This window comes from Deinococcus taeanensis, from assembly GCF_020229735.1.
Lineage (GTDB): Bacteria > Deinococcota > Deinococci > Deinococcales > Deinococcaceae > Deinococcus > Deinococcus taeanensis.
Genome location: NZ_CP083459.1, coordinates 315,541 through 335,400, shown reverse-complemented (window position 1 = coordinate 335,400; position 19,860 = coordinate 315,541). Strand labels below are relative to the sequence as shown.

The following is a 19,860-nucleotide window of genomic DNA, read 5'->3' as shown; positions in this document are numbered from 1 at the left end:
GCCCGCGTCTGGGTGGGTCTTTCGGGTTCAACCACGGGCATCAACTGCCGGTCCCGGCGCTCCGGTCATCCCGCCTGCCTGGGCGTTCAGCTGGACTGACCCCGGGGAGGCCCGCGTCCAGATCAACCTGGAACAGCCGGCGGCTTGACTGCTGCGCCAGGCCCGGCGGGACGAGACGCATGCCCAGGTCGCGTACGGCGCGCAGCGCGCCCTGTTCCAGCTGCCCGGCCCGCCCGAGAAGGCGCGAGCTGGCCTGCACGCCGTTTACCCGTGGCCGCCGCAGGGCTTCATACCGGGCCAGCCCGGCCGGCACGTCCGGCGTCGTGATCAGCTGCTGACCCAGGACCCAGGCGTCTTCCAGCGCCATGGCTGCCCCCTGACCGAGATTGGGCGTCATCGCATGTGCGGCGTCGCCCAACAGGGTCACCCGGCCCTGCCCCCACTGCGGCAGCCGCACCTCATGAATGTCCGTGCGGATCACGGGGGTGTCCGCGTGGAGATGCGCCAGCAGGGCCGGTGCGGGGCCGCCAAACCCGGCGCAGTGGGCCTGCATCTCGGCCATGGTCCCGTGGGCCTGGGGCGGGCCTGGGGGCCGCTCTGGCGCGTTGGCCGTGACATACCCGTACGTCTGGCGCAGTCCGATCGGCACCAAGCCCAGGCGACAGCCCCGGCCCCACAGTTCGGTGGCGTGCGCCGGGCCGGGGACGGGCACCACAAAGCGCCAGCTGGTGTAGCCAGCGTACCGCCGGGGCACGTCCCCGAAGGTCAGGTGCCGCACGGACGAGTGCAGTCCGTCCGCGCCGATCACCGCATGAAACGTCTGGACCGCGCCGCTGTTGAAGGTGACGTCCACGCCCCGGGGGTGCTGGTGCAGCGCCCGCACCGTGGTGCCGAACTGGATCCGGGGGTGCAGATCCCGGCTGAGCAGCGACTGAAGGGCAGCGCGGTGCACACCGACGGCTCCGCCTGAGGCCGCGTAGGAAAGGGTCTGAAGGGGCCGGCCCGCCGCGGTGGTCAGCTGGGCGCCGCTCAGGACCTGCCCGGCCGCGTGCGCGGCCTCCGCGAGGCCGAGCCGGTCGAGGACCCGCAGGGCGTTGCCGCTCAGGATCAGGCCCGCGCCGACCGCCCGGGGGGAGGCGGCTTTCTCGATCAGGTTCACCGCCACGCCGTGACGGGTCAGCACCTGGGCCAGGGCGAGTCCGCCGATGCCTGCGCCCACAATCAGGACGGGGTGGGTCATGGCGTGACCGCCGGGCGCGCGCCGTCCTGGAAGGCCCGGACCTGCAGGTGCAGCAGGGCCGCCAGGCGCTCGCGGGTCTCGGTCAGGTTGGCTTCTCCCGCCAGCCAGCCCACCAGGCACGCCTGGTACAGGGCGAACAGCGCGAAGGCGGCCGTCTGGGGGTTGAGGTCCGCGGCCACCTCACCGGTGTCCTGGCGTGACCGGAGCAGGTCGGCGAGCTGCTGCACGAAGTCTCGCCCCTGCGCCAGTTCCCGGGTGCGCCAGGGGCTCTGATGAAAGAGCACCAGACGGAGGAAATCGCTGGCCAGGGCCTGCCGCTTTTCATAGAAGGCGAAGAAGGGGTCGAAGAGCCCGGGCAGGACCTGGGAGAGTGGTCCCGTGAGGCGGTGGGGCTCCGTGGCCTCGGCCACGGTCTGGGCGATGGCGTCATGAAACACCATGAGCAGCAGGTCGGCTTTGTCGGTGGCGTAGCGGAAGATGGTGCCGGCCGCCACGTCGGCCTCTGCTGCGATCTGCCGGATGGTGGTTGCGTCGTAGCCCTGCTCGGTGAACAGGGTCAGGGCGGCGGTGTGGATCCGCGTCAGTTTGTCCTGTTTGTGCCGGTCGCGCCGGCCGGGCGCCGCCTGAGGTGGCCGTGTCACCGGAGCGCCTCGGGGCGCGCTGTCCGGAAGCGGTACTCGGCGGTGATGAGCAGGAGGGCGGGCGCCAGGTTCAGCCAGAAGCCCCCTGCCGGGGCCAGGGTGACCTGCACGGCCGTCACGAGCAGAAGCGCGAGGCCGGTGCCCTGGGGTGGCCGGTGCCCCTCGCGCGCGGCGCTTATCATCCACGCTCCCCAGATCCACTGGGGGGCCGCGAAGCTGCCGACTGAACTCCAAAACGCCGCCTGCCGGTCGAGGTGTGGCGGCTGCCAGGGCGCACCGAGCATGCCGGGCAACCCATTCGGGGCCAGGACCCCCAGGTCAGGCAGAACGCTGGCCAGCGCCAGCAGGAGGTGGCCAGCGGCCACGGCAATCAAGAGTCGTGCTGCCCAGAGCGTCATGTTTCTCTCCTTGTTGAACGCGTTCATTTCTGAACGCGTTCATTATTCATGCTGGAGCCAGGCACCTGCGAGGAGAATTGTCCTGCAGCCGAGTCCACATAGAGCCCTCGGCTGCGGCGGTGTCGCGGGGGCCCAGCGGGGAAACGGCGTCTGGCCGGCCACTGAATGATTGACCGGAACGTCTGACTGAGAAACGAGCGTGGCGGGGTGGCAGCCCGTCCTTCGTTCCGAAGGTTCTTATGGCCGGTCGCCGCGCATGACAGGCGCGCCCGGCCGCACGAAGCACCGGGCCTGCCCACCCGAAGGGCGGTCTTCCAGGGCGTGCTGAAGTTCAGCTCTGGCACTGGTCTGGAGCTCCCACCCCCCGCACAGGCGAGGTACCGCCCAGGCCGTCAAGTGGCGCACAGATAAGGTTCACCGCAGGTCAGTCACTCGCTTTCAGCCGGGGGAACACTGTGGCCCGTTTGACGTGCCCATAGGCGAAGCTGGTGTCGATGGACGCGACATACGGCACCGCGTGCAGCTGGTACCGGACAAACTCCTCGTAGTCCTTGAGACTCTCCACCAGCACCCGCAACAGGAAATCCGCACTGCCGGTCATGACGTAGCAGTCGAGAACGGCGTCCATGCCCGCAATGGCCCGCTCGAACGTGTTGACGCTTTCGGTGCTGTGCACCTGCAGACGCACCCGGACAAAGGCCGTAACCGACAGGCCGACCGCCTGCTCATCCACCAGCGCGGTGTACCCCTGAATCACACCGGAGTTCTCCAGCTGACGCACCCGCCGTAAACACGGCGACGGCGAGAGGTTCACCCGGTCTGCGAGTTCCTGGTTGCTCATGCGGCCATCCGCCTGCAGGCAGGCAAGAATGCGCCGGTCCTTCTCATCCATAGCGCCCTCCCTTCATGGCAGATTCTGCCAAAATGTCTGTCATCTCAGGCAGTGTTGGGCAGCACGTGACTTTGTCGAAGAAAGGTTTCAGCGCTTCATAGCATAAGGGGATGCGCCAACTTTCCCTGCCCCGACGTTCGCTGCGGCCTGCAGTCGCGCCGGCCACGCCAACCCGCCTGCTCGGGTGGACCGCGCTGTTCGTGACCGTGCTGATCTGGGCCGGTTTCGCGCTGACGATCCGTGCGATCGGAGCTTCCCCGCTGACGTCCGCAGATGTCGCCCTGATCCGCTTCCTGGTCCCCGGGGTCCTGCTGCTGCCGGTCCTCCGCTCGCGGTGGGCCGCCCTGAAATCCGCACCCCGGCAGGCTGCCGCCCTCATCGTCCTGGGGGCGGGCCTGCCGTTTTTCCTGCTGACGGCGGCCGGCGGCACACTCACCTCGGCCGCCCACGTCAGTGCTCTCGTTGCGGGCACGACCCCCCTGGCGGTGGCGCTGGTCGGCTTCGTGCTGTTCCGTCAGAAGGTGGCCGGTCACCAGTGGCCCGGGCTCGCGGTGATTGTGGCAGGGGTGGCGCTGCTCGTGGCCGGACTGCACCTGCATGGCGGCGCCGTGCTCAGCGGCACGCTGATTCTGCTGACCTCCAGTCTGTTGTGGGGCGGCTACACCCTGGGGTTGCGCCGGGCTCAACTTGACCCGCTGACCACCGCGGCGCTGGTCACCTACCCGGCGCTGGTGTGTCTGGTGCCGCTCATGGCCAGCGGCGCGCTTCCCAGCCACCTGCAGCAGGTGTCGCTGGGCGCGGTCCTGCCGTTCGTGCTGGTGCAGGGGCTGGGTGTGGGGGTCGTGGCCGCCCTGACCTACCCCTACGCCATTCAGTCGCTGGGCGCCCTGCGCTGCGCGGCGTTCGGCGCCCTGGCCCCGGTGCTCGCCACGGTTCTGGCGGTGCCCCTGCTGGGTGAGTTTCCCTCAGCGCGTTCGGCCGTGGGCGTGCTAGTCGTGACCGCAGGTGTGGTGCTGTTCAACGTTCTGCCTGCCCGCCCCGCGCAGGAGCGTCCGCATGTTTAAGGGCCTTGCTCCCGTCGCTCAAGACCCGCTCTGGGCCCTGACCGCCGCGTACGCGGCCGACCCGCGTCCGGACAAGGTGGACCTTGGACTGGGCGTGTACCGCACCGCCGAGGGCGTCACGCCGGTGCTCATGGCCGTGCAGCGCGCCGAGGCGCAGCTGGCGGCCGCGGCGCCGTCCAAGACCTACCGGCCGTTGAGTGGCAACGGCGCCTTCAACGCCGGCATCACGCGGTTGCTGCTCGGTGACCTCCAGGAAACCCGTCCGCACACGGTGACCCTTCAGACGGTGGGCGGCACCGGGGCGCTGCGCATGCTGGCCGAGCTGGTGGCCGAGGCCCGCCCGGAGGCCACCGTGTGGCTGTCGGACCCGGGGTACCAGAATCACCATCCCCTGATGCAGGCCGCCGGCCTCAGTATCGCCGAGTACCCGTGGACCGAGAGGAACGGAGTCACAAGCCTCCCACCGCTGCTGGCAGCTCTTGAGCAGGCCCGGCCGGGGGACGTGCTGCTGATCCAGGGCTGCTGCCATAACCCCACCGGCATAGACCTGGACCTGACCGGCTGGCAGGCACTGGCCGACGTCTGCCGGCGCCGGGGCCTGACGCCGCTGGTGGACATGGCCTACCAGGGCCTGGGACGCGGCCTGAGCGAAGACGCCGAAGGTCTCCGGTTGCTGGCCGGCCAGCTGGACACCGTGCTGGTCGCGGCCAGCTGCTCGAAGAACATGGGCCTGTACTGTGAACGGACCGGCGCGGCCCTGGTCGTCGTGTCCAGCCGGCTGGAAGAGCAGGCGGTCCGGAGTGTGCTTGAAAATACCGGCCGGCGCACCTACTCCATGCCGCCCGAGCACGGCGCAGCGATTGCCGCAGAACTGATGGCCGCCCCTGACGCGTGGCAGCGAGAGCTTCACCTGATGCGCGCGCGGATCTCCACGGTCCGTGAGCGCCTGACGGCCGCTCTTCAGGCGGCGGGAGCGCCGGAGGACCTGCAGCGGATCCGGCGTCATCAGGGCATGTTTTCTCTGCTGCCACTCACCCCGCAGGGCATGGCCCGCCTGCGTGACGAATTCGGGATCTACGGCACGCCAGAGGGCCGCATCAATATTGCCGGGATCGCCGACCACCGGATTGAGGCGCTGGCGCACGCGCTCACCACCGTTCACGCACAGGCCCGGCGCGGCCACCCGGTCGGCGCTGACCGGAGTTGACCGGAGGCGTGCGGCCCTGCCAGCCTGACTGGGCCAGCTGAGAGGCAGGCGGCTCGAACACAGCATACGTACGGATCCCGGCGCCAGGGATGCTCCGGCCTTCCCTGGTGGCCGCGCGACCTGACGGGAACTGAGCGGTCCCCGCCGCTCCCTGAGGCGCGTGCTGGGCCATAAGAATCGCCTGCGGGTACTGGCAGCGCCCGGGCTGGGCTGCTGCGCCGCAACCGTGCCCTGCCGGCAGTCACCAGCGGCGCTGGTACGCTTCGCCCTCCCAGGTTCTCCTCGGGACCTCAAAGCTGCGATGGGTCCGCGCAGGAATTGCGTACGATGCGGACCATGATGCGGCACGGCTCTGTTCGCCTCTGCACCCTGAGCTTCCTGTTGAGTGCCAGCAGCGTCTGGCCGGGCAGGGCGGCGGCGCCCGCCGACCCTCAGCTGCTGAAAGCGGCGGCCACCCTGTATGCGGCGGCGGCGGTCGGTGCCATTGCCCGTGACTGGTGTCTGGTGAACGCCCCAGCGGAACGGGCAGTGATTGAACAGGGGTACGCCGCGTGGCGCGTGGCCTCTGGCCTTCCCGGTATCGAATCGTACCTGCAGACCTCCGCCGCGCCGCAACTGCCGGACCTGCGCGCCGCGGTCAATGCCCAGCGTGAGCAGGTGTACGCCGAACTGAACCGCGCCAGTCGGGATCCTGCGGCCGACTGCCGTAACATCCGCGCTCAGCTTGCCGCTCAGGTGAACCTGTCCGTGCTCTATCCCCAGGAGTACCAGCGCACCGCGGCGCTGCGCGCCTCCGGCGTGACCCCGGCCCGCGCGGCCGCGCCTGCAGCCTCCGGCGGGGGGCCGTTCCTGACGAACACGGACTTCGCTCCGCTCAGCCGGGCCTCCGTTCAGGAACTGCTCGGCAAGGCAGGCGGGCAGGCCCCCTATCACGCCGGAGGGCCCCTCAGAACAGGAGCCTACGACTGCGTCGGGCAGAACACGAATGATTTCGCGACCCTCCTGAGCGTGGTCAGGTTCACCCTGACCCTCTACGGGGATCAGGGCCTGCGCATGACGAACGGCACATTCACTGACGAAGCCACGCGAAAGACCACCCCGCTGAAGAGCTTTCAGGCCACCTACCGGTACGACCGGACGAGCGGCGCAATCGAGTTCAACACCGATTACGCGAACGACGACCTGAAGGATTACCTTCACAGCAACGGCCGGTATGACGGGGGCGGAGACGATCCGCCGCTGTTGAACCTGTCCCGGGCGCTCACCGACGCGCGTGGCCAGAGCCTGATCTACGGGCAACAGTCGTTCGGCTACCGGGACGGCCGCCTCACGGTATGCCGCTTTCAGGGCGAGGCCCGGGGGCTCTCCCCGGTGGCGGAGGCGGGGCAGGCAGAGCAGGCAGCACTCGAACAGTTCAATCGCTACCGGCTCAAGCCCAACGCGGGGCTGAAACCCGGTCAGATCGAGGGACTGCTGCACACCTTCGAGAACGAGTACGACGGGATCAATGTCACGGGCCGGGAAACCACGACACTGCTGCTGAAAGACGGAACAGCCTACCTGAACCTCCGTTGGAGCCCACACGACCTGGACGTCGCCGCGTCGCGCAGGGGCGAACCGCAGGCCTGGACGAAATGGCGCCGGCAGGGCGCCGGGTATGAACTGCTGCAGGCGGGACGCTGGACATCACTGAAGGGAACACCTGGCGTGCCCGGAACCAGAAGCGAGGGCCTGACGGGCACATACGAGTTCTTCTCGGCGTACACCTCCGGCACCCTGATGAACGGCGCGACCGCCAGCACCCGGGACGTGTACACGTTCACGGCCGGAGGGCAGTTCACGCGGGCGAGCGGCGGCGGTGTGGCCGGCACCCTGAACAACGGATTCACGGTAACGACCGGCGCCGCAACCGGCCCTTCCACCCTGACCAAAGGAACGTACGTGTTTGACGGCTACACCCTGGAGCTCAGGGGCCCCGACGGCCAGTCGAGCCGCACGTACGCCTTCTACTGGGACAGGAGGAAAAACGAATTGATGATCGGCGGCCGGACCTACTCACGCCGGTAACCCGGCTGCTCAGGGACGAGACGGCCCCTGGCGCACACGTGGATAGCCCCGCGGCGCCGCAGGCGGCCGCAGCCAAAGGGGACCGGGCTGGCCTCAGCGGATCGCGGGGACCAGCGTCTGTGCCCGTGCGTCGTGGCGCCGTGGATGAACCTCAGGTTCAGACGGTCGCCTGGCACTGGGGAGGGCGCCGTCCGGAAAGTGCCGCACCGGGCCAGGCGGGCAGGCGCGGCGTACGGCGACGCGGCACCAGGATGCAGCCTCCTCCACAGCAGGGAGATGATCAACCCACGCTGAACGGTGCTTCAGTCTCCGGCCTGGAGAGCATGGCAGTATGGGTGCAGGCGCACGCCGCCACACATCAAGAGACTGAGTGTTAAACGGATTCTCTCTGGTGGGCAGCGACGGTCTGGGCGCTCCTGACACCTGAATTATGGCTCTGTCGACCCACATCACTGCGCCGTCCGCCCTGGAGCGGCTGCTGTTGTGGGTGCCCTTCTCGAGCGTTCTGTGGGGCACGCCGCTGTACCTGATCTTTTTCGACCCACCCGCCTGGCAGCACCTGGCAGTCCTCGTGGTCATCTTCGTTGTTTTCGGCCTGGCGCTCTTCGGTCCGGACCGTCTGAGGACACCACTGCGCGCCCTGGCACCCCACCTGTACGGCGCGCTGCTCCTCATCATCTGGACGCTCGGGTTCTACGGGTTGCCGGATCATCCGGCCTCGCCGACCGGGCTGGTGTGCACCACGCTGCTCGCGCCGGTGGTGTACGTCCTGCTGTTCGTGCAGAGGCCGCCGCACCACGCCCGGCGGGAGGGCGGCACGCTTCTGCTGTCACTGGTGGTGAGCAGCCTGCCGCACGCGCTGACCAGTGTCGGCCGCGCCGGCCCGTTTGACGGACCGGTGCTGCCGCTGACGCTGCTCGGAGCGCACAGCGCGCTGCTCAGCATACTGTTTCACTTTGCTGCCGCGCAGCGGGAACTGGTCCACCAGCGGGCCAGCGCCACGCAGTTCCATACCCTCGCGCACCTGGACGCCCTGACCGGGCTGGGCAACCGGCGCGCGTTCGATGACGACCTCGCGCGGCTGGAAATCGACGTCAGATCCAGCGGTGACCGGCTGAGTGTGGTCATTATCGATCTGGACGGCCTGAAACACATCAACGACACGTACGGGCACGCCTATGGTGACGCCCTGCTCTTGGCGTTCGCAGAGGCGCTCCGCGAGGCGTTTCGTGACGAGACCCACCTCTACCGGTTCGGCGGTGACGAGTTCGCACTGCTGGTCAGGCCAACCCGCCCGGACGACGCGGTAGACATTCAGGACAGGGTACGCCGGGCCGTGACGCTCACCGCCCGGCGCGGATTTTCCCAGGCGCAGGCCAGCGCGGGGGTGGCAGAGGTGCCGGGCGACGGGGACGCCAGAACGGCCCTCCGGGTGTCTGATGCCCGGATGTACGCTCAGAAGCAGGCCGGCCGGACGACCCCAGGTCAGCCCGGAGGGCCTGATTGAGAGGGACGTGCCGCGCGGAAGGTAGGCTCAGCTGAAGGGCACCCCGCGGTATCCGGCCGCCGCCCGGGTTCGCCCGTCGCGCGGTCGAGGCGCTCAGGCCGCCCTGGAGGTTCACATGACATCCCATTCCCCAGCGTCCACCTACTTCGACACCACCGGCCGGGATGACCGGCTCAGCGGCGGCGTCAAACTCATTCCCGTGACCACGCCGCACGGCACCTACCGCGTGTGGACCAAGCGCGTCGGCAACCACCCCACGCTGAAAGTCCTGCTGCTGCACGGCGGTCCGGGCGCCACGCACGAGTACTTTGAAGCCTTCGACAGTTTCCTGCCTGCCGCGGGCATCGAGTACTACTACTACGACCAGCTGGGCTCGGCATACAGCGACCAGCCTGACCAGCCGGCGCTGTGGGACCTCCCGCGTTTCGTGGACGAGGTCGAGCAGGTCCGCCAGGCCCTCGGGCTGACCCGGGAGAACTTCATCCTGCTGGGTCACTCGTGGGGGGGCATCCTGGCGCTGGAGTACGCCCTGCAGTACCCGCAGCATCTCAGAGCCCTCGTGATCTCCAACATGATGGCCAGCATTCCGCTGTACAACGCGTACGCGCGCGACGTGCTCAAGCCCGCCATGGACCCGGCGGCGCTCGCTGAAATTGAGCAGCTGGAAGCCGCAGGTGCGCACGACCAGCCCCGCTACATGGAACTGCTCGTGCCTCACCATTACGTTCATCACGTGCTGCGCCTCCCGGTGGAGGACTGGCCTGATCCGGTAAACCGCGCGTTCAAACACATCAATCCGTCCATCTACGTGCCCCTGCAGGGACCAAGCGAACTGGGCGCCAGCGCCAAGCTCGCAGACTGGGACCGCACCGCTGACCTGGGCCAGGTGACGGTGCCGACCCTGGTGATCGGCGCGCAGCACGACACGATGGACCCGGCCCACATGGCGTGGATGGCAGGTCAGTTCCCCCGGGGGCAGCATCTGCACTGCCCGGACGGCAGCCACATGGCCCTGTACGACGACCAGGAACGCTACTTCGCGGGCCTGATTGGGTTCCTCAGGGGGTTGGACCGCCTGGACTGAAAGCGCTGGCAGAGCCGCAGAGGGCCGGCCGTGGCGCCACAGGCCCGCCCACCGGCACGCGGAGGGGCAGCGTGAACAGCCGCGCCGGCCGTCCCTCACGCGCGCCCTTGCCCCCGGCCGCTGGATGATGCGGCCGGGCCGCCACCGACCGTCAACGGCAGACCCGGGCGGGCGCACCTGCGGCCCCCTGCCTGGCCGCGGTCAGACCACTGCGGATGGGCGGCGCGGGCGCGCCTAGACTGTCCGGGTGATCACACTTGAGGACGTCCGTGGAGCTGCTGAGCGGCTTGCCCCGTACATTCACCGCACGCCGGTTCTGACCTCGGAATCGCTGGACCGGCTGCTGGGCCGGGAACTGCTGTTCAAGGGCGAGCACCTGCAGAAGACCGGCAGCTTCAAGGTGCGGGGGGCGCTGAACGCCGCCCTGCAGCTGGGCGGCCCCCGCGGACTCGTGACGCTGTCGAGCGGCAATCACGCGCAGGGCGTGGCGTTCGCTTCGCGGGTGCTGGGCGTGCCGTGCGCCGTCGTGATGTACGAGGACGCCAGCGAGACGAAGAAGGCCGCCGTCCGGTCGTACGGCGCGCAGGTTGTGGATGAGGGCGTCACCCGCCTCAACGGAGAAGAGCGGGTGCGCGCCCTGGCTGCCGAGCGGGGGTATCACTACATCCACGCGTACGACGATCTGCAGGTGATGGCGGGGCAGGGCACGCAGGCCCTGGAACTGATCGGGCAGGTGGAGGCGCCGGACGCCGTGCTCGTGGCGGTCGGGGGCGGCGGGATGATCAGCGGCATCGCAACGGTCGTCCAGGCGGTCTGGCCGGGCACGCGCGTGATCGGTGTGGAACCGGAGACGGGCGACGACACGCGCCGCAGTCTGCTCGCGGGTGAACGCGTGCGCCTGGCGGCGCCGCCCCGCACTGTGGCCGACGGCGTGCAGACCATGATGCCGGGCGCACTGACGTTCCCCGTCGTGCAGGCGCGCGTGCATGAGGTGCTCGCGGTGCGCGAGGAGAGCATCGTGGAGGCGCAGCGCCTGATGATGCGCCACCTCAAGCAGGTGGTGGAGCCGACGGCGGGGCTGCCGCTGGCGCCATTGCTGGAAGGCATTGAGCTGCCGCACCGGCTGGGGGTGTTCGTGTGTGGGGGCAACTGGCTGCCCTGACGCGCGGCGTGCTAGAACCTCGCTCATGTCACGACAGAGCTTCACTCCGGAGAACGCCCCGGCCCCGGCCGGGCCCTACTCGCACGCCGTGCGTATCGGTCCGTTCGTGCACACCGCTGGTCAGGTGGGGGTGGAACCGGCAACCCGTCAGGCCCGTGTCGGGGTGGAGGCGCAGACCCGCCAGGCCCTGGAGAACGTCCGCGCGGCGCTGGAATCGGCCGGGGCCAGCATGGGGGATGTCCTGCGCGTGGGGGTGTACCTGACCCGTGCGGAGGACTTCGCGGCGATGAACGCCGTGTACCGTGAGTTCTTCAGTGAGCCTTACCCGGCCCGCAGCACCGTGTATGTGGGTCTCAACCCGGGGCTGCTGGTGGAGATCGATGCTCTGGCGGTCCTGACGCCCTGAGTCTGCGGCCGGTGCCTCTGCGGCCACGCTGCGGTGGTGGGTGGACGCCGGCGAACTCGAGTGACGTCAGAGGATCAGGTCACGGTTCAGGTCAGGAGAGCCGCCGGAGCATGTCGGTGGTTCAGGGTGCGGCCGCCTGGAAAGGTGGGTGGGCGTGGGTCTGCCCTGGTGAATTGTTATCCGTTCTGGGCGGATACAGCCTCATTGCTGCGCGGAGCAGTGGACCACGCGGGGGGCGTCGTTCAGCGCCCCCCGCGCCGCTTTGAACGGCCCTGAGCCTTGGGTCCAGGGAAGGTCGGGAGCGTCAGGGGCACGGCGACGGTCCTGAGCTCTGCGGGCTGGGGCGGGCCGACGGGCTGCCTGCGGCGGCGTTCAGGCATGCGTCAGGTGCAGCGCAATGCGGCGACCCCCTGGTGGAGGGTGGTGTGCGCTGTTGCGCTGGAGTGTGCGCTGGTTCTCAGGTGTGCGCCACCTCGGGGCTGTCACCTTCCTCCATCACGGCGGCGTTGAGCTGCTAGGGGGTCAGGGTGCCTCCCCACGACGGCTCTGCTGGTGTGGAGGGTCGCCTGCGCCGCGGCGACGCGGAGCACGGCTTTCAGGGCGTCAGTGACATCGGTCTGGCCGTGGGGGCAGGCCATGCCGGCGAGCTTGTGTTCCAGCTGATGCAGGGCAGGTCTCCTGCTCTGGCCTAAATCCCCCCAGGGGGGATGGAGAGGCACTTAAGCGCTCAGATGCTTGTCGCGAGTGTGTTTATTTGCGTTGTCTTGAAAATCCCCCTCCCCTGGGTCTATGATTCGGTCACAGTGATCCCCCCGGGGGGGATGGAGGAACGAAGATGACACAGACCATCGAACTCGGCGTGCAGGGCATGACCTGCGCCAGCTGCGTGGGTCGCGTCGAACGCGGCCTGAAGAAAGTCGACGGTGTAGAGAGCGCCACCGTCAACCTCGCCACCGAACGCGCCACCGTCACGTATGATCCGGCCGTCACCACGCCCCAGGCGCTGCTCGACAAAGTCAAAGACGTCGGCTATGAGCCGGTCCTCAGCCACATTGAACTCGGCGTGCAGGGCATGACCTGTGCCAGCTGCGTGGGCCGCGTCGAACGCGCCCTGAAGAAAGTCGACGGCGTGCTGGGGGCTACCGTCAACCTCGCCACCGAACGCGCCAGCATCGAGTACCTGCCCACCAGCGTCAGCGCCGGACAACTCAAAGCCGCCATCCGCGGGGCGGGTTACGACGTCCTGGAAGAGCAGGCCGGCCTGAGCCGTGAAGATCAGGAACGTGAAGCGCGCGCCCAGGAAGTCAAACACCTTCAACGCCAGGTGCTGTTCAGCGCAGTCTTTGCGGTGCCGCTGCTGCTGATCGCCATGATCCCGATGCTGGTTCCCGCTGCCGAAGAGTGGCTGATGACCAGCTTCGGCCACAGCGTGATGGGCACACTGAACTGGGTCATGCTCGCCCTCGCGCTTCCCATCCAGTTCGGCCCTGGCCGGCGGTTCTACCGCCTGGGCTGGACCAGCCTCCGGCACCGGTCCCCCGACATGAACGCCCTGGTGATGATCGGCACGTCCGCGGCCTTCCTGTACTCCTTGATCGCCACCGTCGCCCCGGGCCTGTTTCCCGAAGGCACAGCCCATGTGTACTACGAAGCGTCCGGCGTGGTCATCACCCTGATCCTGCTGGGCAAGTACTTCGAAGCGGTCGCCAAGGGCCGGTCCAGCGAAGCCATGAAAAAGCTCCTCTCCCTGCAGGCGAAGACCGCGCGCGTGGTGCGCAGCGGCCAGGAACGCGAAGTGCCCACCGACGAGGTGCTGGTCGGTGACCTGGTCTCAGTCCGCCCGGGCGAGAAAATCCCGGTGGACGGCGAGGTGGTATCTGGCGCGAGCTTCGTGGACGAGTCCATGATCACCGGCGAACCCATTCCCGTCAGCAAGCAGGCCGGCGCCGGCGTGGTGGGGGGCACCATCAACCAGAACGGCGCGCTGACCTTCCGCGCCACCCGCATCGGGGCCGACACGGCGCTCGCGCAGATCATCAAGCTGGTCGAAACCGCGCAGGGGAGCAAGCCGCCCATCCAGGGCCTCGCCGACCGGGTCGTTGCGGTTTTCGTGCCCGTCGTGCTGGGCATCGCGGCCCTCACCTTCCTGCTCTGGCTGCTGTTCGGCGGACCGGGCGCCCTGAGTTTCGCCCTGATCACGACGGTCGCCGTGCTGATCATCGCCTGCCCCTGCGCCATGGGCCTCGCCACCCCCACGAGCATCATGGTCGGGACCGGCAAAGCCGCGGAACTCGGCGTGCTGTTCAAAGGCGGCGGGGCGCTGGAAGGCCTCCAGGACGTCCAGGTGGTTGCCGTGGACAAGACCGGCACCCTCACCAAAGGCAGACCTGAACTGACCGACCTGGTCACCGCCCCCGGCTTTGACCGGACCAGCGTCCTGCGCCTCGTGGCCGCCGCGGAAGAGCAGAGTGAGCACCCGATTGCGCGCGCCATCGTCGACGCCGCCAGGCGCGACGGGGTGGCGCTCCAGACGCCTGACGCGTTCGAAGCGGTGCCCGGGTACGGCCTGGAAGCGCGCGTGGACGGTCACCTGGTGCAGGTGGGCGCCGACCGGTACATGACCCGGCTGGGCCTGAATGTCGGGGTCTTCGCGGCGCAGGCCGGGCGGCTGGGCGATGAAGGCAAAAGCCCGTTGTACGCCGCCATTGACGGCACGCTGGCCGCGGTGATTGCCGTGGCTGACCCCATCAAGGAGGGCTCGCAGGCGGCCGTGGACGCCCTGCACCGTATGGGCCTGCGGGTCGCGATGATCACCGGGGACAACGCCCGGACCGCCAGGGCCATCGCCCGGCAGCTGGGCATCGACGAAGTGCTTGCCGAAGTGCTGCCCAGCGGCAAGAGCGACGCCGTGGGGGCCCTTCAGGCCAAGGGCCACAAGGTCGCCTTCGTCGGCGACGGCATCAACGACGCCCCAGCCCTCGCCCAGGCCGATGTGGGGCTGGCCATCGGCACCGGCACCGACGTTGCCGTGGAGACCGCGGACGTGATTCTCATGAGCGGAGACCTGCGCGGGGTGCCGAATGCGTTCGCGCTCAGCCGCGCCACGCTGCGCAACATCCGCCTCAACCTGTTCTGGGCGTTTGCGTACAACGTCGTCCTGATTCCGGTCGCGGCTGGCGTTCTGTACCCCGCCTTCGGGACGCTGCTCAGCCCGGTTCTCGCGGCGGCGGCAATGGGCTTCAGCAGCGTTTTCGTGCTCACCAACGCCCTGCGCCTTCGCCGCTTCACCCCCCCTGTCACGGGGGAGGCTGGGGGCGCCCGGTTACGGACCACCGCCCACGCGTAATGTCCTCAGCGCGGGATGCCGAGGTGTCCTGCGCACTTCTCAGGAGAGACCCCATGACCAAACTGACTGTCGGCCCTTACGTCGCCTCGCTGAAAACCGGTCCTGCGCAGGTCCGTGACCGTCAGGCCTTCCTCGACCGGGCCCGTCTGCGCGACACCGTCCCTGTCGTGGCCGGCCTGCCCCTGGTCGGCCTGGGCGGCTCCTGCGGCAAGCCTGCCTTTCTGCTGCCCTACCTTCTGCGGTGGACGGACGAGACGACCCTCGCGCTGGAGCAGGTCGGCGCTGAATTCGACTGCTTCACCGAGTACGGCGCGTACCCGCACCTCAAACTGAACGACGGCGGACAGGAAGTCGCGGCCGTGCAGGACTGGAGCACCATGGGCATAATCTTCATCCGGCCCGGGTACGAGCGTGGCGAGGAACTCCTCGTTCGCCTCCGGGACGCCCTCACGCCGTCCCCCTCAGCGCCGTAAGGTCCGCTCATCAGCGCGGGCGGCCGTAGTTTTTCACGGGGCCCTTCGGCGGAAGCGCCCCACAACGCCCTGCCCCTGTGCGGCCCCCGCTCAAGCGCGCTCCAGGGGCTGCAGGTCAGGCACCCGCGCGAACCCGAGCCGGGCATTGACCGCCCGCATGGCGGCATTGTCCGGATGCACCTCGGTCGTGACCCGGTGGTCACCCCGGGCTGCCGCCCGTTCCAGCGCGCGCCGTTTCAACGCCAGCGCCACCCCGCGCCCCCGGTACGACCGGTCAACGGTCGTCAGGCCGAAACCCGACACGCCCGGCTGAGAAGTGCGGCGCAGACTCGACAGCCCCACCCACGCCTCACCGTCGAGGGCCAGCACCTGCGTGTCTGCCTCTGCCCAGTAACTGGGTCCGAAAATGAACGCATTGAAGTCCTCCAGACTGGGGAAGTCCCCGTCACTGCCCGGACTGTCCAGCACGCCCTGGCGCACCAGAAGGTACAACCGCCGCCGGGTGTCCGGACTGTCCGGAAAGTCAGAGAGCAACCGCAGCGTCAGGGAACAGGCCACAGGGGAAGCGGACACCGGCAGGGTCAGTGCGTACCGGTGCAGAGCATGAGGGGCAGGCGAGGCCATGGTCTTACGCTACGGTACCGGCGTGGGATGCCTGCTGGATCGCAGCTGGTGCAAAGGACTCCACAGTCGGCGAAGGTGACGACGGGCCAGGACCAGTGCTGCCAGCGCTGCCCGGAACCCGCGGGCGCCGCAGGCCGTGACTCTTCAGACCGGCCGGCAGCGGCCAGTGGACATGCACTCGCCGGGTCACCCAGCGCTCCAGTCTTGCGGTCCGCAGGGAGGCCAGCCGGAGCCCTGAGGCCGCAACCACGTCAGCGCTTCACCGGTAGCCACGCCGCACGGCCCTCCCGGCGGTACTCGCGTGGTGCGGCGGGTCCGGCTGCCGGACTTCAAGTGGCCGCATGGACCGGTCGGCCGAACCACGCCGGTAAGGTCGCGCTGGGGGGTGGGGGCCGCCGTGGGCCTCACGCCAACCGGGGTTCCAGACCTTCGGCAGGGAGGGTGAAGTGAAAAGTGCTGCCCGCGCCGGGGGTGGACGTGACCCAGGCGCGGCCCCCATGCCGCTCCACGATGCGCCGCACAATGGTGAGCCCCATTCCGGTGCCCGGGTAGGCTTCACGGCGGTGCAGCCGCTGGAACATGTCGAACACCCGCTCGACATAGGCCTCCTCGATGCCCAGGCCGTTGTCGCTCACGCCGATGTGCCACAGGTGATCAGTCCTCCGCGCGCTCACGTGCACCTGAGGGGGAACGCCGGCCCGGCAGAATTTCAGCGCGTTGCTGAGCAGGTTGGTCAACACCTGCGTCAGTTGAGTCGCGTCCCCTCGCACGGCGGGCAGCGCGTCCCAGGTGATCTGTGCGCCGCTCGCGTCGACTGTCGCGGCCAGGGCGGCCAGGGCGTGTTCCAGTACCGTCTCGGTTTCGACGACCTCCCACTGCTGCGTTTCGGCGCGCACGCGCGAGAACACCAGCAGGTCCTCGATGGTGGCCTTCATGCGCCCCACACCGCCCACCACAAGCTGCGCGTAGCGTTCGGCTTTCGGGTCCGTGCCCGCGTAACGGCGGGCCAGCAGTTCCGTGAAGCTCGCCACGGTGCGCAGCGGTTCCTGAAGGTCGTGGGACGCAACGAAAGCGAAGCGTTCCAGGTCCTGGTTGGAGCGCCGCAGCTCCTCGTTGGCGGCACGCAGTGTCCGCTCGACGTGCTGCCGTTCGGTGATGTCGCGGAAGGTGACGACCACGCCCACCTGACCTCCGTCTCCGTCCAGCAGGGGCGTGGCGGTGTACTCGACAGGGAACCCGGTGCCGTCCTTGCGCCAGAACAGCTCGTCGGTCGCTCGCCGCGGCGTGCCGTCTTGTGTGACGCGGCAGATGGAGCAGTCTGAAGGTGGGTACGGCGTGCCGTCGGCGCGCGTGTGGTGCAGCAGCGCGTGCTGCTGCCGGCCCAGGATCTCTTCGAGCGGGAAGCCCGTCATCTGCAGGGCCGCCGGGTTGGCGAACGTCGTGTGTCCCTGCAGGTCCAGGCCGAAGACCCCGTCCGCTGCGGAAGCGAGAATCTGCGCGTTCAGGGCCCGCAGCTGCATGTTCTCGTCATTCAGCGTGCGTTCCAGCACTTTTCGGTCGGTCAGGTCCAGCACGTACCGGACCTGCGTGTCACCCGTGTCGTCCAGCTGCGCCACCGCCACCAGCACCGGCAGGCGGTGGCCGTTCGCGAGCAGGTACTCCTTCTCGTACGGATCGCTGTAGCCCCGCTCACGGGCCTGGGCGACGGCCTGCGCGTCACGGGCGTGCCATTCCGGTGGGGTCAGGGCGTGCCAGTTCACTGTGTCCGCCTCAAGGTCGGCGCGCGTGACATGCAACAGGCGCAGGTACGCGTCGTTTGCGTACGACACCCGGCCGTCCGGGTGGCCGAGCGCCACGCCGATCGGATTGACGTCCGCCAGACGCCGGAAGTGGTCGGCACTCTCCCGGAGTGCCGATTCGGCCTCTGCCCGGTCGTGAATATCTACGGCGTACCCCAACCACTGGTAGTCGTCGGTGGCCTGGTGGGCTGGGAGCGGCACGACGTGGGCTGCGTGCCAGCGGTAGGTGCCGTCCGCGCGGCGGAAACGGATGTCGGCGCCGTAGGGCGCGCCGGTAGACAGGCCACGCTGGCGCGCGAGCACCGCCCGCCCGCGGTCATCGGGGTGGATCGCCTCGGCCCACTCCAGCCCCTGGGTCTGGGTTGGCAGTCCGGTCATCGCCTGCCAGCGCTGGTTGAAGTGGTTTGACTGCCCCATGCCGGTGGAGGTCCACACGATGTGCGGCAGCGCCTCAAAGAGCGTGCGGTAGCGCACCTCATTGCGCCGCAGGGCGTCACGCGCGCGGTCCTGCTGCAGCGCCAGGGTGGCGAGGCGCGCCGCGGCCCGCGTGACTTCCCGGTGCTCCGCTGTGAAGGTCGTGGGCACCGTGAAGTACAGCGCGAGGGTCCCGTGCACCTCACCGGCGTCATCAAGCAGCGGTGTGGACCAGCACGCGCGGACGCCGATGGCCTGCGCGAAGTCCCGCACATGACCCCATTGGGGGTCCACCTGGTAGTCCTTCACGCTGGTCACTTCTCCGGACTCCGCGGCCAGGCCGCAGGCGCCGCCCGCCCGGCCCAGCGGTACCGCTTGCAGCGCCTCCAGAAGCGGCGCGTCCAGGCTGGGGGCCGCTGTGGGCCGCAGAACCCCCTGCGCCGCGTCGAGTCTGAAAATCACGCAGTGGGCATCCCCGACGAGCCCCTCGACCAGATGCGCCATGCGTTCCAGAACGTCTTCAAGCGCCTCACCGCGGATCAGGGCTTCCAGGACGTCAGTCTGCCCCCGGGCGAGCCGTTCCCCGCGCACGCGCTCCGTGATGTCGCGTGACACTGCCAGGAGGTGCGTGGGCTGACCCGTCGCGCCCGGCACGCCACGCACAGTCACTTCCCACCACTTGGGCGTGCCGGCGAACGTCCGGCAGAAACCCTCGAAGTGCCCAATGCCGCCTTCGCGGGCCGCCTTTACTGCTGCTTCCACCAGTGGGCGGGTGTCGTTCGTCCAGAATTCCGGCCAGGAGGCTCCCGCACAGGCGGCGAAGTCGCCAAGCTCCATGACCCGCAGTCCGCCGGCATTCATGGAGAGCAGGTGCCCGTTCAGGTCGAGGGTCTTGATGCAGTCGGGACTCTCATCCCACGCGAGCTGCGTCGCCTCCGCCGGATGTGCCTGCACTTCGGTAAAGGTGAGCAGCCACTGCCCCAGGAGCCTGCTCTCGTCCGGCAGACGGTGATGGTCGGCGCGGTGAGGGTGGTAGGTGCCGTCCGCGGCGCGCAGGCGTACTGTCAGCGCGCTCGGCCGGTGATGCGCGCGGTCATTGTTCCACTGCGCCACGGCATGCGCAGCCTCATCCGGATGCAGCATGGCCAGGAACTCTGCTGTGCTCAGGGCACCAGCAACCCTCCAGGCGGAGTTGGCGTAGTTCACTTCGCCGGCCTCATTCAAGGCCAGTGCGGGGATCGGCAGGGCATCCAACGTGGACCACCCTGCCTGAAGGGTCTGGTGCACAGGGATGTTCACATGCCCACCTTAACGCAGCAGGAGAGGTTTGTTCTCCTTCTCCCGTCTTTCCCCATGCTTGCTGGCGGCCGGGAGGACCCCTGCCTGAAGGCAAAGGCCCGACACCAGTGGATATGACCGGCTGGCTGGCGTGTTTCCCTGCGCTCCGGCGGACGCTGTGCAGAGAATGCCGGATGTGCTGTCCCGGCGGTCACGGCAGACGTCCTCTCAACCCTGCGCTTCAACAGTGCCGGCCCC

The 19,860-nt window shown here is 68.8% G+C and carries 16 protein-coding genes; 10 read left to right on the top strand and 6 right to left on the bottom strand.

Annotation, left to right across the window (positions count from 1 at the left end):
• Positions 1 to 40: 40 nt before the first annotated feature.
• The 4 genes from LAJ19_RS21130 to LAJ19_RS21115 all read right to left on the bottom strand — a co-directional run bounded on the left by LAJ19_RS21130 (position 41) and on the right by LAJ19_RS21115 (position 3,171).
• On the bottom strand, positions 41 to 1,240 hold the full coding sequence (locus LAJ19_RS21130) for an FAD-dependent monooxygenase (protein ID WP_225524614.1): 1,200 nt from the start codon (positions 1,238 to 1,240) through the stop codon (positions 41 to 43).
• The gene (locus LAJ19_RS21125) at positions 1,237 to 1,881 is read right to left on the bottom strand and encodes a TetR/AcrR family transcriptional regulator (RefSeq protein ID WP_225524612.1); all 645 of its coding nucleotides are present in this window, start codon (positions 1,879 to 1,881) and stop codon (positions 1,237 to 1,239) included. The genes LAJ19_RS21130 and LAJ19_RS21125 overlap by 4 nt, the downstream gene beginning before the upstream one ends.
• Complete coding sequence (locus LAJ19_RS21120) at positions 1,878 to 2,279, bottom strand: DUF6463 family protein (RefSeq protein ID WP_225524610.1); 402 nt, start codon at positions 2,277 to 2,279, stop codon at positions 1,878 to 1,880. The genes LAJ19_RS21125 and LAJ19_RS21120 overlap by 4 nt, the downstream gene beginning before the upstream one ends.
• 424 nt (positions 2,280 to 2,703) lie before the next feature.
• Complete coding sequence (locus LAJ19_RS21115) at positions 2,704 to 3,171, bottom strand: Lrp/AsnC family transcriptional regulator (RefSeq protein ID WP_225524608.1); 468 nt, start codon at positions 3,169 to 3,171, stop codon at positions 2,704 to 2,706.
• Positions 3,172 to 3,281: 110 nt separating this feature from the next.
• Here LAJ19_RS21115 and LAJ19_RS21110 point away from each other — a divergent pair, with 110 nt between their 5' ends.
• The 10 genes from LAJ19_RS21110 (at position 3,282) to LAJ19_RS21065 (ending at position 15,487) form a co-directional block, all read left to right on the top strand.
• The gene (locus LAJ19_RS21110) at positions 3,282 to 4,235 is read left to right on the top strand and encodes a DMT family transporter (protein ID WP_225524607.1); all 954 of its coding nucleotides are present in this window, start codon (positions 3,282 to 3,284) and stop codon (positions 4,233 to 4,235) included.
• Positions 4,228 to 5,442, top strand: coding sequence for an amino acid aminotransferase (locus LAJ19_RS21105; protein WP_225524605.1), 1,215 nt, complete (start codon positions 4,228 to 4,230; stop codon positions 5,440 to 5,442). The genes LAJ19_RS21110 and LAJ19_RS21105 overlap by 8 nt, the downstream gene beginning before the upstream one ends.
• Before the next feature lie 336 nt (positions 5,443 to 5,778).
• On the top strand, positions 5,779 to 7,509 hold the full coding sequence (locus LAJ19_RS21100) for a hypothetical protein (protein ID WP_225524603.1): 1,731 nt from the start codon (positions 5,779 to 5,781) through the stop codon (positions 7,507 to 7,509).
• A 430-nt stretch (positions 7,510 to 7,939) separates the two neighbouring features.
• Positions 7,940 to 9,016 (top strand): GGDEF domain-containing protein, encoded by a 1,077-nt coding sequence (locus tag LAJ19_RS21095; RefSeq protein ID WP_225524600.1) that lies wholly within the window; start codon positions 7,940 to 7,942, stop codon positions 9,014 to 9,016.
• A 115-nt stretch (positions 9,017 to 9,131) separates the two neighbouring features.
• A complete protein-coding gene (locus LAJ19_RS21090) occupies positions 9,132 to 10,100 on the top strand; it encodes a proline iminopeptidase-family hydrolase (protein WP_225524598.1) in 969 nt (322 codons plus the stop codon).
• 247 nt (positions 10,101 to 10,347) lie between these two features.
• A complete protein-coding gene (locus tag LAJ19_RS21085) occupies positions 10,348 to 11,262 on the top strand; it encodes a threonine/serine dehydratase family protein (RefSeq protein WP_225524596.1) in 915 nt (304 codons plus the stop codon).
• A 25-nt stretch (positions 11,263 to 11,287) separates the two neighbouring features.
• On the top strand, positions 11,288 to 11,668 hold the full coding sequence (locus LAJ19_RS21080) for a RidA family protein (RefSeq protein WP_225524595.1): 381 nt from the start codon (positions 11,288 to 11,290) through the stop codon (positions 11,666 to 11,668).
• A gap of 527 nt (positions 11,669 to 12,195) precedes the next feature.
• Positions 12,196 to 12,360 (top strand): hypothetical protein, encoded by a 165-nt coding sequence (locus LAJ19_RS21075; protein ID WP_225524593.1) that lies wholly within the window; start codon positions 12,196 to 12,198, stop codon positions 12,358 to 12,360.
• 143 nt (positions 12,361 to 12,503) lie between these two features.
• Complete coding sequence (locus LAJ19_RS21070) at positions 12,504 to 15,014, top strand: heavy metal translocating P-type ATPase (protein WP_225524591.1); 2,511 nt, start codon at positions 12,504 to 12,506, stop codon at positions 15,012 to 15,014.
• A 53-nt stretch (positions 15,015 to 15,067) separates the two neighbouring features.
• A complete protein-coding gene (locus tag LAJ19_RS21065; protein ID WP_225524589.1) occupies positions 15,068 to 15,487 on the top strand; it encodes a hypothetical protein in 420 nt (139 codons plus the stop codon).
• 90 nt (positions 15,488 to 15,577) lie between these two features.
• Here the strand turns inward: LAJ19_RS21065 and LAJ19_RS21060 are convergent, their stop codons facing one another.
• Together LAJ19_RS21060 and LAJ19_RS21055 are read right to left on the bottom strand one after the other, a co-directional pair.
• Positions 15,578 to 16,045, bottom strand: a complete 468-nt coding sequence (locus LAJ19_RS21060; RefSeq protein ID WP_225524587.1) for a GNAT family N-acetyltransferase — start codon at positions 16,043 to 16,045, stop codon at positions 15,578 to 15,580.
• Between the two features lie 470 nt (positions 16,046 to 16,515).
• Positions 16,516 to 19,623: a PAS domain S-box protein gene (locus LAJ19_RS21055; protein WP_225524585.1), complete on the bottom strand. Its 3,108-nt coding sequence runs from the start codon at positions 19,621 to 19,623 to the stop codon at positions 16,516 to 16,518.
• Between the last annotated feature and the right edge of the window lie 237 nt (positions 19,624 to 19,860).